The 15,909-nt window shown below is 30.2% G+C and carries 14 protein-coding genes; 4 read left to right on the top strand and 10 right to left on the bottom strand.

What is annotated here, in order from left to right:
• Window positions 1-141: 141 nt before the first annotated feature.
• On the bottom strand, window positions 142-1,095 hold the full coding sequence (locus BWR22_RS01670) for a nicotinic acid mononucleotide adenyltransferase (protein WP_076731710.1): 954 nt from the start codon (window positions 1,093-1,095) through the stop codon (window positions 142-144).
• Window positions 1,096-1,261: 166 nt separating this feature from the next.
• Between BWR22_RS01670 and BWR22_RS01665 the strand changes: the two genes are divergently transcribed.
• Window positions 1,262-2,263 (top strand): NAD(P)H-dependent glycerol-3-phosphate dehydrogenase, encoded by a 1,002-nt coding sequence (locus tag BWR22_RS01665; protein WP_076731709.1) that lies wholly within the window; start codon window positions 1,262-1,264, stop codon window positions 2,261-2,263.
• 148 nt (window positions 2,264-2,411) lie between these two features.
• On the opposite strand, the gene BWR22_RS01660 is transcribed toward BWR22_RS01665, so the two are convergent.
• The 6 genes from BWR22_RS01660 to BWR22_RS01635 form a co-directional block, all read right to left on the bottom strand.
• The gene (locus BWR22_RS01660; protein WP_076731708.1) at window positions 2,412-2,807 is read right to left on the bottom strand and encodes a hypothetical protein; all 396 of its coding nucleotides are present in this window, start codon (window positions 2,805-2,807) and stop codon (window positions 2,412-2,414) included.
• 62 nt (window positions 2,808-2,869) lie between these two features.
• Window positions 2,870-3,226, bottom strand: a complete 357-nt coding sequence (locus tag BWR22_RS01655) for a DUF6686 family protein (RefSeq protein ID WP_083678173.1) — start codon at window positions 3,224-3,226, stop codon at window positions 2,870-2,872.
• A gap of 16 nt (window positions 3,227-3,242) precedes the next feature.
• Complete coding sequence (locus tag BWR22_RS01650) at window positions 3,243-5,435, bottom strand: PepSY domain-containing protein (RefSeq protein ID WP_076731707.1); 2,193 nt, start codon at window positions 5,433-5,435, stop codon at window positions 3,243-3,245.
• Window positions 5,436-5,445: 10 nt separating this feature from the next.
• On the bottom strand, window positions 5,446-5,931 hold the full coding sequence (locus tag BWR22_RS01645; RefSeq protein WP_076731706.1) for a DUF2271 domain-containing protein: 486 nt from the start codon (window positions 5,929-5,931) through the stop codon (window positions 5,446-5,448).
• Between the two features lie 10 nt (window positions 5,932-5,941).
• Complete coding sequence (locus tag BWR22_RS01640) at window positions 5,942-7,405, bottom strand: ankyrin repeat domain-containing protein (protein WP_076731705.1); 1,464 nt, start codon at window positions 7,403-7,405, stop codon at window positions 5,942-5,944.
• Complete coding sequence (locus BWR22_RS01635) at window positions 7,406-8,314, bottom strand: DUF6607 family protein (protein ID WP_076731704.1); 909 nt, start codon at window positions 8,312-8,314, stop codon at window positions 7,406-7,408.
• Window positions 8,315-8,407: 93 nt separating this feature from the next.
• On the opposite strand from BWR22_RS01635, the gene BWR22_RS01630 reads away from it, so the two are divergent.
• Together BWR22_RS01630 and BWR22_RS01625 are read left to right on the top strand one after the other, a co-directional pair.
• Entirely contained in the window at window positions 8,408-10,549 is a 2,142-nt protein-coding gene (locus BWR22_RS01630; protein WP_076731703.1) for a TonB-dependent receptor plug domain-containing protein, read from the top strand.
• An 11-nt stretch (window positions 10,550-10,560) separates the two neighbouring features.
• A complete protein-coding gene (locus BWR22_RS01625; RefSeq protein WP_076731702.1) occupies window positions 10,561-11,667 on the top strand; it encodes an HmuY family protein in 1,107 nt (368 codons plus the stop codon).
• A gap of 123 nt (window positions 11,668-11,790) precedes the next feature.
• On the opposite strand, the gene pheS is transcribed toward BWR22_RS01625, so the two are convergent.
• Window positions 11,791-12,810: a phenylalanine--tRNA ligase subunit alpha gene (pheS, locus tag BWR22_RS01620; protein WP_076731701.1), complete on the bottom strand. Its 1,020-nt coding sequence runs from the start codon at window positions 12,808-12,810 to the stop codon at window positions 11,791-11,793.
• Between the two features lie 148 nt (window positions 12,811-12,958).
• Complete coding sequence (locus BWR22_RS01615; protein ID WP_076731700.1) at window positions 12,959-13,315, bottom strand: hypothetical protein; 357 nt, start codon at window positions 13,313-13,315, stop codon at window positions 12,959-12,961.
• A 67-nt stretch (window positions 13,316-13,382) separates the two neighbouring features.
• Here BWR22_RS01615 and BWR22_RS01610 point away from each other — a divergent pair, with 67 nt between their 5' ends.
• The gene (locus BWR22_RS01610) at window positions 13,383-13,910 is read left to right on the top strand and encodes a CvpA family protein (protein ID WP_076731699.1); all 528 of its coding nucleotides are present in this window, start codon (window positions 13,383-13,385) and stop codon (window positions 13,908-13,910) included.
• A gap of 95 nt (window positions 13,911-14,005) precedes the next feature.
• On the opposite strand, the gene BWR22_RS01605 is transcribed toward BWR22_RS01610, so the two are convergent.
• Window positions 14,006-15,868: a SulP family inorganic anion transporter gene (locus BWR22_RS01605; protein ID WP_076731698.1), complete on the bottom strand. Its 1,863-nt coding sequence runs from the start codon at window positions 15,866-15,868 to the stop codon at window positions 14,006-14,008.
• Between the last annotated feature and the right edge of the window lie 41 nt (window positions 15,869-15,909).

The raw sequence follows: 15,909 nt of genomic DNA, 5'->3' as shown, positions 1-15,909 counted from the left end.
AATAATTTTAAGTCTTGTAAAGTTGGAGAAAAACTACTTCAATTGCAACTTATCACTCTTATTATTCTCTTAAATTTCGATGAATAACAAAAAAACTGCTTTAAACATTCTTTTTTAAAGCAGTTCTTGTTTTTGTGTAATTTATAGTTCTTCTCTTGTATTTTCTCTTATGTTTTCTTTTTTAGCGCTTCTTTGTATACGCTTTTTCTGTCCTGATGTCTTAGATTTATCCACTACATCTTCTTTTAAATACTCAATATAACCACGACCAGTAAACTCGTATACCGTTCCAGAATCTGCATGTAATAGCTCTATTCTTTGGTCGTTTATTACGCTCAATTCAAAATATTCATTATCAAAATAATCGTAATCTAGAGTTAAGTTTTTTAAATAAAAATTACCGCTTATATTTTGTACTCCATAATCTCCTGTAAAATCCCAATAAATATTATTTGGATTTATACCTGATGGATCTTGAGAACTTCTAAAAGTAGAATCGTTTCCGCCAGATAAAAATTGTAACCAATTTTCGTTATCAAATTCGTTTAATACACCGTAGTTACTAGTGTATGTTTTTTCCCATGCTTCATATTCTTGAACAAAATAATGGATGTTATCATAAAAAACATAATCATAATCAAAATTAGAACGTTGGTAACCGTTTAAAAAATATGATGTATCGTTAAATGGATTATACAGTTCTATTGTGTTACTATCTATTTGGTAAACATCAAAGCTATCATATCCATCAATATCATGATCAATATCTAAAATCATGTTATAAGCATCGTAATAACCTATTGGAATTCCAAAACCATTACCTTGATTTCCTATACCAACTAAATTATTATTAGCATATAACACTCCATTTCTAAAAGATACTGTAAAAGCAATTTGTAAAAACGGTGATTCTCCATAACCAATAGTTTCATTAATATCTACATACCACAACTCATAAGAATTTAATAACTGATTTACAGATATTCCTGGTGCTGTGTTATTAATATAATCGTCTTCTACCAAAACTTCTGTATAACAAGAAGTAAATAATGTTGCCATTAAAGCAAAAACTGAAAGTAATTTTAATGTCTTCATAATCGTTTCGTTTTAAAGATTGATATAAATCTAATTTCAAAAGGCATGCCAAAAAAATATGTTAATGATTTTCAGTATCTTAAAAACAATTTATAAATGCGTAATTTTGAATTATTAAAGAAGTGAGATTTCCGCCTTATCAGGAAATTAAAAGAAACTATTTTCAATGAGTAAAGAATTAAAATACGCTGTTTTTGGATCTGGAAGCTGGGCTACGGCAATAGTTAAAATGTTATGCGAAAACAAACAAGAAATAGGATGGTATATGCGCAGCGTTTACACAAAGGAGCATTTATTAAAAGAGCAGCATAACCCAACATATTTAAGTTCGGTAGAATTTCATTTGGAACAACTTAAATTAAGTAACGATATTAACGAAATGGTTGCATATGCAGATGTTTTAATATTTGTAATACCATCTGCTTTTATTGCAGATGAATTAAAAAAACTTCATTTAGAACTTACAAATAAAATTGTAGTGAGTGCTGTAAAAGGTATTATTCCAGAAACAGGATTACTATTAGGAGAACATTTTCATAAAAATTATAATGTGCCTTTTGAAAACATTGGTGTTATTGCTGGACCTTGTCACGCCGAAGAAGTTGCGCTAGAAAGACTCTCTTATCTAACTATTTCTTGTGCAGATGCCGAAAAGGCACAATCTATTGCAGAAGCCTTATCTAGCGACTATATAAAAACAAAAACCAGTGATGATGTTATAGGTACAGAATATGCCGTAATGCTTAAAAACGTATATGCAGTAGCAGCAGGAATTGCACATGGTTTAGGTTATGGCGATAATTTCCAGAGTGTTTTAATGAGTAATGCCATACGCGAAATGAAGCGTTTTATTAAAAAAATGCATAAAATGAAACGTAACATTAACAACTCGGCATATTTAGGAGATTTACTTGTAACAGGTTACTCTGTATTTTCTAGAAACCGCATGTTTGGAAACATGATTGGTAAAGGTTACACCGTAAAATCTGCACAAATGGAAATGAATATGGTTGCCGAAGGTTATTATGCCACAAAAAGTGCCTATTTACTAAACGAAAAAAACAAAAAGAAAACAAGGCTACCCATAATAAATGCCGTTCATGCTGTACTTTATGAAGGTAAAGATGCTAAAAAAGTATTTAAAAAATTAACCGATAAATTAGATTAAAAAAAATCCCTTTAGTTAAAGGGATTTTTTAATTTATATATTTTTTTGGGCGTTACCTAAAGGTCGCGCTTTACGTTACAATCTTTTTAATCGTGCCTCATAAAAAGGATTTCTACTGCAATCGCTAACGCACACCAAATGAGATTAATTACTTAACCAAAACACCTTTTAATTGCATTAATGGTACGCTTTGCAAAGCCTTATCGTTAATCGTATTTTTTCTAAACAAATATGTTTTATCATACATTGTATTACCTTCAAAAAAAGTAATTTTAAAAGTATTATTTAAGGCCAATACTTTAGTTTGTAAGTATTCTATTTTAGCATAACTTCTTGCTGGTAGCTTAGCTATAGTATGGCGCATTGGTGGCGTCATTTTAGTATCGTTATAACCTTGAGACACTATAATTACTGTATCTAAATCTTGATCACTATTATTTATAATATAAGCATTCCAGTCTAACGTTTTATATTCTATATGTTCTTCCTGGACAACAGCAACATGTATATCTTTAACCTCAGGTATAGTAATGTCTTTTTTCATTTATTTAAATCTCTTAAAACTTAATTTTGTGCAAATTTAAACAATAAAAAAGTCTCTTATCTTTAATTAATAATAAACGTATAATCTATATCATCAACATTTAAAATTGTATTAAAAACAGCTTCCTTTTTATTAGTAATTAATGCTTTAAGCTCTGCCACTTCCTGCCTATTAAACATTAAAACTAAATTTTCTTGTAAGGTTGGAATTGGAATTCTACGTCTAACATTAATGTTAGAGTACTTTCTTTCCCAAAATTCTGATTCAATTAAAAGTACATATTTTCTAAACTGGTTATACTCTACAGGCGTAAACTCAAAATAAATATTATTAAATTCTAAATGAAACCGCTGGCAGTTTCTACAAAAATTTAATTCGCCTTTAGCTGTTTTATTAATCGCTTGTATTCCTTTACACATAATATTGTTTTATAGATTAATAACAGTCGGTTAATATTTGTTTGTTCTGCTCGAAAACACTTAATGGTTGCTGTAATTTTTTAGTAGTAATTTTATTTAATACTTCTAACACTTGGTTTTGCATAGCAATAGAACCACAAATCATTATTACACCTTTTGTATTTAAAACATCTGCAATAATTGTATATTGTTTTTCAAGAATATCTTGCACATAAACTTTATCACTAGTTTCTTGAGATAAAGCCACATTAAAACTAGTTAATGTGTTATTTTTTAAACTACTATCTATAGTGTTTTTATAAAGTTTTAACGACTGTTGTGTTCTGCCTCCCCAAAACAAATGCTTTGTAATAGGTTTAGACTGCTGTATCATACCTAAAAAAGGGCCAATTCCTGTACCGTTTGAAATAAAAATAACACTTTGTGCTTTTTTAGGCACATTAAAATTTGAGTTCTTGTTAATTACAGCTTTTATTTGTGCATTCTTTTTTAAATTATAAAAATAATTTGAGCATACACCAAACTCATGTTTTTTTACACTTATAACAATATTACCATCTATTTTTCCAATAGAATATAAACGCTCTATTTTATCCTTTTTAGGAATTACAGATAGTAAATCTCCAGACTTAAACTTAAGTTTTTTATTAGGTTTTAAAGTAATTAAAAAAGTGTTATCTATATTAGTTTCTGTTTTATTTATTACTGTAAATAATTGTTCTTTTCTTGGTTTATTAGATACTTTTAAATTTGCTATATCCAAACCAGATGCAACAATATTATTCCATTTTTTAGCCCAATTTTTAAATTCGGTTTCAGATTGGTTATGAATTTTAAACAACTCCATATTGGGCTGAAACTGCTTATGCACTTGTAAGTTAGCATCTACTAATTGTGCGTATTTACAATATTCTGGGTATTGTAGAGACCCAAATCCTACAACGGCATAATGTATTAAACGCTCTTGTTTTACAGTGTTTAATAACGTTAAAAACTTTTTAGCGTTTATTGGTGCTTCACCTTCACCATAGGTAGATGTTAATACAATTAATTGCGAAGCACTTTTGTAACTGGTATAACTGTTTAAATCTGAAATAAAAACACGATTGCCTTTGTCTAATAAACCTTTAAAAAAGGCTGTTGCTAAATGGTAAGTGCTACCAGTTTCAGATCCTACAAGAATTATAATATCTGCATTATCCTTAGTGAATTTATTTTTTGGGATTACTGTTTTTTTACGTCTATCTATAGTCATTTTAAAACCAGAATAGATAAAAAACAAAATATTTATACACGCAATTAATAATATGATAGACCACAGTATACTGCCTTTTCCCGTGTGTAAAACTAAACTCCAATTAGATAAAAAGGTTACGATTGGATTTTTTACTTCGCTTAAAACTTGACCAGAATATTGGTGTACAAGAAGTTCTTTATTTTTTAATTTTAGAGAAAAATAATCTTCTTCATCTGTAGAAAACGGAAACTCTAAAGTTTCAACATGATCTAAAGTAGTGGTTTTAAACACTGAAGTTTCAGGCATGATTTCTGCTTCGGCTGTAGTTTCAAAATTTATAGTGTGTTTCTCTTTTTTTTCTTCAATTATATCAAACTTTAACAACGATAAATACACACCTGTAAGCGTGATTATTAGTATTGGTATTAAAGATAGTCTACCTAAAATAACATGCCAATATTGGGCAAAATCTTCATTTACAACTTTTGAAAAAAACTTTTTAATTCCGCTTTGGCGCTTAATAATTAAAATGGAACCTGTAACGGCAATTAAGAATAGTAAAAACGATCCTAATCCTACAAAAAAACGACCAACGCCTTTTAAAAACAAGGAGCGGTGTAAATTGGTTGTAAACTTAAAGAGGTTTGAAACTTCGGGCTTTTCGCCTAAAAAAGAAGCGTTTTTAGGATTAAAATAACCGTTTAAAGATTTACCATCTTTAGTTATTACAGAAGCAGACACAAATTGATTTGCATCTACTTCTATTGTAATAATTTCTGGATATTGTTTTTTAAATGAAGCAACTGTTTGCTCTACATTTAACTGCTCTATACCATCTATTTTAAAAGGTTGTATTTGTTCTGAAATTGGTTGAAAAGCCAACACAATTCCTGTAACTGTTGCTAAAAAAACAAATACAAAAGAAGTTATAGCTAATGCTAAGTGACTATACCTCCAAATAGAAATGATCATAGATACGTGTTTAGTTAGGCATTAAACGTATATAACGTATAAATCCTGTGCCTTCCTTTTTACTTTTTACACTCTCTGATGTTAGTAAAAACTCAACGTCTTTTGTGTAATATTCTTGGTCCTCTACTGCTGTTTCAAAACGTATACTGTAACCAGAATCTATTTTAGAATCTTCTATTTCTATAACGCTAATAGCACGCTCGCCACCAGAAATTGTTGCGCCTGTTAAAGCATCAATATTTGTGCGTACTTTACCTTGAAATTTCCACCATTGTGTAATGTCATGATACCATTCTTCATCATCACCTTGCACGTAAAGTGTTTTTTCGTACTCACCTTCTGGATTAATTAATGAAATTGCAATATATGCGCCTTCACCAGTATAATTAGTCATTTGCACCATGCACTTGTATTTAGTTGAAGGCGCAATTGTTGAAAAAGAAAACATAACCAGACTAAGTACTGCTAGGCTAAAAATTAGTTTAAAATTTTTCATTTTGTAATATTTATTTTAAAAAGTTTATTGAGATGTCTTTTTGAGATAACATTTCGTTTTCTGAAGCTAAATCAAAAGCTGTTTCATCAAAAGTTGTTTTAGCATTTTTGTTTGCACCAATGGCTAATAAATGCTTTATTAACTTAACATCTGTAGCTTTCATAGCTGCCAAATGTAGTGCTGTATAACCGTCTTTATTAACCGCATTTACGTCAACTTTAAACTGTGCTATTTGCTTTAAAAATTTAACGTTGTTTTTATCTAAAGCTAAATGTATTAATGTGTTACCGTTATCTTGAGGTTTTGTAAATTCTAAACCACTTTTTTGTAATAGTTGTAATTTATTTTCAAAGTCTTTCTCGTTTCTAGCACTATAAGATTCTATTAAATAGTACGCTAAGTTATTTCCTTTTGCATCTTTTACTTCTATATTGGCATCCTTAGATAATAGCAACTCTACAACTTCTACACTATTGTTTTGTACGGCAAGCATTAAAGCGGTTTCTCCTTTTTTATTGGCTTGTTCAATATTTTTAACTTGGCTTAAAAGGCTTTCTATTACCTCAACCGAGTTACTTCTCACTGCATTTAAAAATGGTGTGTTTCCATTTTTATCGGCAGTATTTATATTGTTGCCTTTTTCAATAAAATAGTTTATTACTTTAAGATCTTTATTTCTTGTAGCAACATTGTGCAATGGTGTAACACCATCGTTTGTTTGTGTTTTAGGATTTAAACCAATACTTTCTAAATACTCGTAAACCTCTATACCGTTTGTGTTACCTCGTGTTCCTTGACTTGCAAAAATAAATGCTTGGTCATTTCCTTTTAAGCCTTTTGCTTCTAAACTTTTTAAAACTTCAATGTTTCCGTTTTTTGCAACGTAATTAAATATACCGTTACCATCTTTATCTGTACTCTTAATATCTAAGCCCTTATCTTGAAAATACTCTACCAATTCAAAGTTACTTGTTGCTGCTAATAATAAAGCATTAGCTCCGTTATGATTAACATCGTTTTTTAAATTGGCTCCATTTTCTAAACAAATGTTATAAACCTCTGTATTGGCTTGTCCTGCGTTTGCTGCGAAATTTAATACCGTATAACCGTGGTCGTCTAAAATATCTGTTTTTGCGCCTTTGCTAATAAGGTACTGCATTATAGTATCGTTACCGGCATAGGCTGCCCAAAAGATATAAGTACGACCATCGTGTGTTAATTTATTTACATCGTTTCCCTCTAGAGATAACATAAATTTTAAAACGTCGTTTGGTGCCGACTGTAAAATTGCATATACCAATGGATCGAAGTTATTATTGTTTAATTGCGATGGATTATTACCTTCTGCAATTGCAGTTTTTACAGTTTCAATAGTAACTGTTGGACTCCAAAACTTTCGGTTTAATAATGCGTTATCTTGTGCTGTAATTTGTATACTTATAAAAAGTATTATAACTGATATTAATTTTTTCATTTATTTAATTATAAAGCTTTCAATTAATGGGTTTATTTGCGCTTCTGTTGCGTAGTTCTCATCATCAAATAAGTATTTAAATAATACTTTATTATCTACTTTGGCGTGTAAAGCTAAATTTTGGTTTCTTGCAAAAACCTCATCCCATTTAGTACGTACTTTTGCCCATTTTTCTTGGCTATTTTTCCACCAATCTTGAGATGCTTTACAACGACTATTGTCTACTTTAACATAGGTATTGTATCCTTTTTCTTTTGCCAAAACTACATCTTCTTTTCCTGTTTCTCTAATTACCTTTTCGTTATCTTGGTCATGTAACCAACCGTACTTAGTAATCTCATGTCTATTACCTCTTACTGTTACGTTGTAATCGCTTCTTTTTGTGTACTCACGTCTTGGTAATGGAGCAGTAGTTGTGTTTTCCCAAAAACTTTTTCCATCTACATGCACCCATGTTGCAGAACCTTCATAACGAGGACTATCGTCTACTTGATATACTTTTTGCGTCCATTGGTTTTTAACTTCTTTTTTAGGCTTAGATTGGTACGTCCATTTATTGTCGCCATTAAACATATAAAAATCTGTATTCTCAAATAACCAATCTTGCCTCCAATGCTTAACAATATGTGGTGCATCTGGACTACCTACTTGTAATAAATGCTGAATCGAAATTTTATTATCATCATCTTCTACTAATTGTGCCCATTCTAAACCTGAAGCAATCTTAGTGTCTGAAGGTTTATATAAAGAATCTTGACTATAGTTAAATGTTTCGGTGAAATTAAACGTCACCTCATAACAACCACACATGCTTTTTATAGCTTCTTGGTCTTTTTTCTTCTTGTTTTGAGCTGTTACAGATAGCGAAAACACTATTAATAATAATGGTAAAACTGTTAATCTTTTCATTTTTAGATGTTTATGATTTTATTGTAAAAAAATGTCATTCTTATTTAGACTGAATTAAAATAAGATATATATTTGCAGCAAATTTAATCAAGAATGATTCTAAATAAAAACTATTTAACGGTTTATTTTTCTTTTTTTTTAGTTGCGAGCTTATTTGCGCAACAAAAAAATACTGCAATTGTAGATTCTACACGCGTAACAGATCTTGAAGAAGTTATTATTACTGGACAATACAACCCACAGTCTATTAAAAAATCTGTACATAACGTTATTGTTATTGATAGAAAAAAAATAGATCAGCAAGCTGCAAATAATCTGGCAGACTTACTAAACTTTAACCTAAATTTAAACATTATACCAAGTGCGTCTACTGGTCGCTCGACCATTTCATTTTTTGGTTTAGATGCGCAATACTTTAATATTCTAGTAGATAATATTCCTTTAGTTAGTGATAATGGATTAGGTAATAATATAGATTTAACACAAATAAATCTAGATGATATAGAGCGTATAGAAATTGTAGAAGGCGCAATGGGAGTAGATTATGGAGCCAATGCAGTATCTGGTGTTATTAATATAATAACTAAAAAAAATATTGATCACGATTGGCAAATACAAACCTTTGTACAAGAAGAAACAGTAAGTGATGAATACGCTTGGTTTGATGAAGGAAGACATATACAAGCAATAAATATTGGTCATAATTTTAACGAAAAATGGGCTGCTAAAATTGGTTTTAACCGTAATCAATTTGCTGGTTTTTTTAACGAAAGACAAGGTGAAGATTACTATTTAAATGATGGTTTACGCGGTTATGATTGGTTACCAAAAACACAACTTACCACTAAAGCAAACCTAAATTATAATGCAGATAATTTTAAACTATTTTACAAGTTTGAATATTTTAACGAAGAGCTAAATTTTTATGATGCTGCAGTAAGGCCCAATATAGATGTTGCTAACCAAACTAGTAATCCATCTGCTACCGATAGAGTTTATACTACAAATAGATTTGTAAATAATTTAAATTTAAGTGGACGCTTAAATTCTGGTGCTAATTATAATGCTTCATTATCTTACCAAACGCAAAAAAGAGATTTAAACGAATATAATTACTATATAGTTACTAAAGAAAAATCTGACGAAACCGATGAGGAATACCAATCTAGCGATGTCTTTTTCTCTAAAGGAACTATAAACAATCTTTCTAATAGTGATAATTTTAATTACCAATTAGGTTACGAAACCAGATTTATAACCGGTTTTGATACTCAAGCATCGGGAAATATTACACAACAAGATAAAAAATTAAAACAGAATAATTTTGCAGTATTCTCTTCTTCTGAACTTGAATTAACCAACAAACTCTCACTGCGTCCAGGACTTAGATACGAGTATAATTCTAAATTTAAATCAAAACTATTAGGATCATTTAGTGCCAGATATTTATTTAATAAAGGTTACGAGCTTCGTGCTAGTATTGGCTCATCGTACAGAACGCCAAACTTCGAAGAATTATACTACTACTTTGTAGATTCTAACCACGATGTTAGAGGTAATGAAAATTTAAATCCAGAAGCTGGTTTTTCAGCATTTTTAAACTTTAAAAAACGTAGTTGGTTTAACAACACGTCTATGGTTAACAATTTAAAACTAAGCTATATAAATTTAGAAGATAAAATTGAACTAGCCATTGTTAATCCAACACCTTTACAATACCAATACATAAATATTGATGCCTATAGGTTAATTGGTTTCACATCTGAAAACGTTATTAAACAAAATAATTGGACGTTTAATTTAGGTGCAACTGTACAAGGTATATCTAGAGTTATGAATGACGAAGTTAATGCCGAAAATGACTTTTTATATGCTTTCCAGCTTAATACAAGTGCAAGTTATTTAATAGAAAAATGGGACACTGCTTTAACTGTACTTTTTAAACACAACGGAAAACAACAAAACTACATTGCAGAAGGCAGCGATGCTAACGGAAATAGCACCTTTAAAAAGTACAATACCAATGCTTATAGCTGGATGGATGCTTCTGTTAAGAAATCTTTTTTAAACAATAAACTTCAAGCTACAGCAGGAGTTAGAAACTTATTAGATGTTACAAGTGTAGATATTAATGGTGCTTCAACAACTGGAGCACACAGCGCTAGTAATAGTAGTCTTTTATTAGGCTACGGACGATCTTATTACCTAAAACTATTATATAATTTAAATTTTTAAACAACAATAACATGAAAAACAAATTTTTTACTCTAGCACTTTGCTTAACTGCATTAGTATTTACTAATTGTAGTAGTGATGATGATAACAATACTGTTGCAGGACCATTAAATATTATTATTGAAGGAGCTGCAATAGCACCATCTGTAGGAGGACCAAACCAACAAAACCAAGTATATGTAGATTTAAGCACAAATACAACAACAAGTGTACAACGCGATTCTTGGGATTTAGGATTTTACTCTGGATCAGATTTTAGAGTTGTAATTAATGGATCTATAGCTATGGCTGCTGCACAATTAACTGCAACAGATATTGATGCAGTAACCTCTAGCGACCAAGAAGTACAGGATTTACAACCTATGGTAAGAACAAATACTTATAATGAAGTTAGTATGCAATATGTTGATGACCCTTCTGGAGATTTAAATGCTACTGCTATTTCAGAAATTTCTGCTACAGATAGCAATAACAATGTTTATTTAGTAAACTTAGGGAACGAAGTTGGTACAGAAACTCCAGCTACAGGTAGTATTGATACTTCTGATGACCCAAGAGGTTGGAAAAAAATTAGAGTGCTTCAAGATGGAGCAAACTACATTTTACAATATGCAGATTTAGATGCTACAACTCACCAAGAAGTTACTATTTCTAAAAATGCTAATTACAACTATACTTTTTTTAGTTTTAATACTAATAGTGAAATTGTTATAGAACCAGCAAAAGAAGATTGGGATTTAAATTTTACAACGTTCACTGATGAAGTTTTTATTGGTGCAGATAGTTATGGACCTTATTTTTATTCTGATTTTGTTTTAAGCAATATTAAAGAAGATACAAAAGTTTACATGATAGATACTGAAGTAGAAACAGATTTATCTTATGATAACTTTACTCTAGCAGATATTGACAATACATTATTTTCTTTAGACCAAAGAAGTATTGGAAGTAGCTGGAGAAATAGCGGAGGACCAAATTCTTCTCCATCTTTAAAAGATAATGTATTTTACATTGTTAGCGATACAGATGGAAACCTATATAAACTTAAGTTTTTAGCTTTATTTAATGAAGCGGGAGAGCGTGGTTATCCAGAATTTGTATATAGCTTATTACAGTAATTAAAACACAAGGCTAATCTTTAAATATTCAATACAGATTATTAAAAGATTACAATAACAAATTAAAAATCCCAATGATATCTACATCATTGGGATTTTTAATTTATAATATTTATTTAAGTTTTATAAAGCAGATTTAAATTGATCTAAAAATCTAATATCATTTTCACTTAACAATCTTATATCACTTATTTGATGAAGTAACATAGCAATACGATCTATACCAACACCAAAAGCAAAACCAGAATATTCGTTAGCATCTATTCCACAATTGGTTAATACATTAGGATCTACCATACCACAACCACCAATTTCTAACCAACCGGTTCCTTTGGTAATTTTATAATCTGTTTCTGTTTCAAGTCCCCAATAAACATCTACCTCTGCACTTGGCTCTGTAAAAGGAAAATACGATGGACGTAATCTAATTTTAGCTTTACCAAACAGTTCGGTAGTAAAGTATTGTAATGTTTGTTTTAAGTCTGCAAAACTTACATCTTTATCTATATATAATCCTTCTAACTGGTGAAAAAAGCAATGTGATCTAGCCGAAATTGCTTCGTTTCTATATACTCTACCTGGCGATATTGTTCGAATTGGAGGTTGATTATTTTCCATATAACGCACTTGAACAGAGCTTGTATGTGTACGTAATAAAATATCTGGATTAGTTTGTATAAAAAAGGTATCCTGCATGTCTCTTGCTGGATGATATTCTGGAAGATTTAATGCTGTAAAGTTATGCCAATCATCTTCAATTTCTGGTCCTTCACTTACATTAAAACCAATACGAGAAAAAATATCTATAATATCGTTTTTAACAATAGATATAGGATGCCTTGCTCCTAGTGTAATAGGTTCTCCAGGTCTTGATAAATCTAAATTGCCTAAACTATCGGTACTAGTATTCTCTAACTCTTCTTTTAAAGTATTAACTTTATTTTGAGCAGTATTTTTTAATTGGTTTATTACTTGACCGAACTCTTTTTTTTGCTCGTTAGCAACATTTTTAAACTCGGCAAAATAATCGTTAAGTAAACCTTTTTTTCCTAAATATTTTATTCTAAAAGCTTCTACTTCTTCTTTAGATTGAGCTTTAAAACTTTCTGCTTCAGCAATGAGTTCTTTTATTTTATCTATCATAACGTCATTATAAAATGATGGCAAATTTATAAATTTTATCTCTATTAAATGCCTTATTGTATTTATTGTCTATTAAAAACAAATTAATGCATTTCTTCTGCATCTGTATATTTAAAATAAAACGTATCGTTTTAAAAATTACTATAGTTTAGTTTATATATTCTGTTTCAACAAAATAGTTAACAATAGCTTCTTTCATTAAAACGCTTTGTTCTCCTGCTTTTAGGCTTGGCAATTGCTCTTTAATTAGGTAATGTGGCCAACCATCTTCATCCACAAAATCTAATTCGTAATAACCATATGGTACTAATAGTTTACAAATGGCAATATGCATTAAATCTAGTTTGTGGTCTTTTTTAAATTTGCGATCTAATTGTCCTAATTCTTGAATTCCTATTAAATAAATTATAGCATCTAAATCAAGTTGCTCTCCATCTGCAAATTGGTTAGACAGTTTTTCTACTACCAACTCCCATCGTTCTTTTAATTCTTGATCTCTTGACATGTTCTTGTTAAAAGTATAAGGTTTGAAAGTTGCAAAGTTAGGTTATATTTGCTAAAAATATAATATTATGGCTGTTATTGATATTGTTTTAGGAGCTTTACTGCTTTTTGGCTTGGTTCGTGGTTTTTTAAAAGGTCTTTTTGTTGAAGTAGCTTCTTTAGTTTCGCTAGTTGCTGGTGTTTATGGTGCTATTCATTTTAGTTATTTTGTTGCCGATTTTTTACAAAGTAGGACAGAATGGGCCGAAAAAACTATTAATATTACAGCTTTTGCAATTACTTTTGTTATTATTATTCTTGTTATTTCTTTAGCAGGAAAAGCATTTACCAAACTAGCAGATTTTGCTTCTCTTGGCATTTTAAATAAACTACTTGGAGGCGTCTTTGGCGCTCTTAAAATAGGTTTAATATTAAGCGTTTTATTAATTGTTTTTAATAAAATGAATAACACAATTACTTTTGTAGACGAAGAGCATATTGAAGGTTCTATACTTTACGAACCTGTTAAATCTATAGCTCCTATTATTTTTCCTACTATTATCAAGTCTGAAAATGATGAAAATGATATTAATGCAGAAGATGAAAATAAGGTGTAAAAAACTTATATAATACTATTAAGTCTAGTCTAGGTTTTGATAATATGCTGGATTTTATCTCTTTTTTGCTTAAAAATATTATCTAAAAAAAAAATTTAATACACATCTTTTACATTAGATTTAATCCATTTCAAGCATGATTTAAAATCTTTAAAAATATGCTCGTTTGGAATAAATTCTGGAATAATACCTATTCGCTCCATCATATAACGTGGTTGCCTAAGCAAGCCAACAAATAAAACTCTTACACCCTTCTTTTTTAAATCTTGAAGCATATCTTCCATAGCATATAAACCAGATTGATCCATATATTGCATACGGCCTAACCTTAAAATAACTGTTTTTGCCGTTTCTGGAATTTGTTCTGTTAATGCTTGAAAATCGCTTGTAGACCCAAAAAACAAAGGTCCTTTAAGATGCTTTATAAAAACCTCTTCTTTTAATGCTGAAGGAAAATTATCTTCATCGTCCCATGCTTCTTCTTTTAGTGATTTTACATCGGAACGCTCTGCAGTTAAATCACCTATTTTTTTCATAAACATAAGAGATGCTATAATTAAACCTATACCAACAGCATAAATTAAATCCCAAAATGTAGAGAGAAATAAAACTAAAAGCATTATTAAAACTTCAGAGCTTAGTTTAACAGGTCCTAGTTTGATATCTTTAGGTAAACTTGGTATAGCTTTAAGTCCTTTATAATCCATAACACCAATACCTACGGTTATTAAAATTCCTGCCAAAACTGCTGCTGGAATTTTTGATGCAACATCACTTAATGCTAACATTATTAATAATAACATTACACCTGCAATCATACCAGATAATTTAGTTTTTCCTCCGGCATTAATATTTACAACGGTTCTAATGGTTGCACCAGCTCCTGGAATTCCTCCAAAAACAGCGGCAATACTATTACCAATACCTTGACCAATTAATTCTTTATTAGGTTTATGTTTAGTTTTGGTCATATTATCTGCCACTACACTAGTTAATAATGAATCTATTGCACCTAATAAAGATAATGTAAGTGCTGTAAAAATGTATGGAGTAATGCTTCCTAGACTAAAATTTGTAAACATTTCTAGTCTTGGAATTGGTATTCCTCCAGGAATTTCTGAAATAGGACGATAACCTAAATTAAATCCATAAGCAATTCCCGATACTATAACTAAGGCTACCAATGTACTTGGTATTGCAGTTGTAATACGCTTAAAACCATAAATTATAAATATGGTACCTAATGCTAACATGAGCTCCAACCAGTTAATATTTTTTAATGCTCTAGGTAACACTTTTATGGCTCCTACAGTACCAGATGCTTCTTTAGCTGCTAACGTTTTTGATTCATTTAAAATTTGTTCTGGTGTTATTTTTTGTGCTCGATTAATGGTTTCTTTAAAATCTTCAAGTACTAAAATTCCTTCTCCTGCTTCTTCTTTAAGAATATTCTCTAATATAACCTCTTCGGCTTGTGGCTTAAATTGTGCTACAAACTCTATATCTTCTTTAGGGTAATAGCCAATTGAAGGCAAAATTTGTGTTAATAATATTATTACTCCAATTGCCGTCATGAAACCTGACACTACAGGATAAGGTATGTATCTTATATATTTTCCTAAACCTAAAAATCCAAGCCCAATTTGTATAAGGCCTGCTAAAAGAAATACGGTTAATATTGCTGGTAATGCTTGCTCTACACTACCATCGTTAGCAGCTACAATACCTGCAATAATTACCATACTAACAGCTGTCATTGGTGCTGTTGGTCCAGAAATTTGAGTTGCAGTACCGCCAAAAAGTGCAGCAAAAAAACTTATAAATATTGCTCCATATAGTCCTGCTTCTGGGCCTAAACCTGAAGAAACACCAAATGCTAAAGCTAACGGTAAGGCAACTATTCCTGCAGTAATACCGCCAAATGCATCACCTTTAATATTTGAAAATAAATTCTTCATAGTTTATTAATATTTGTATTAAAATAGTCTAATTTTTACAT

The organism is Lacinutrix venerupis, from assembly GCF_001971745.1.
Lineage (GTDB): Bacteria > Bacteroidota > Bacteroidia > Flavobacteriales > Flavobacteriaceae > Lacinutrix > Lacinutrix venerupis.
Note: the sequence above shows the minus strand (reverse complement) of the source record. Positions and strands in the feature narration are given on the sequence as shown.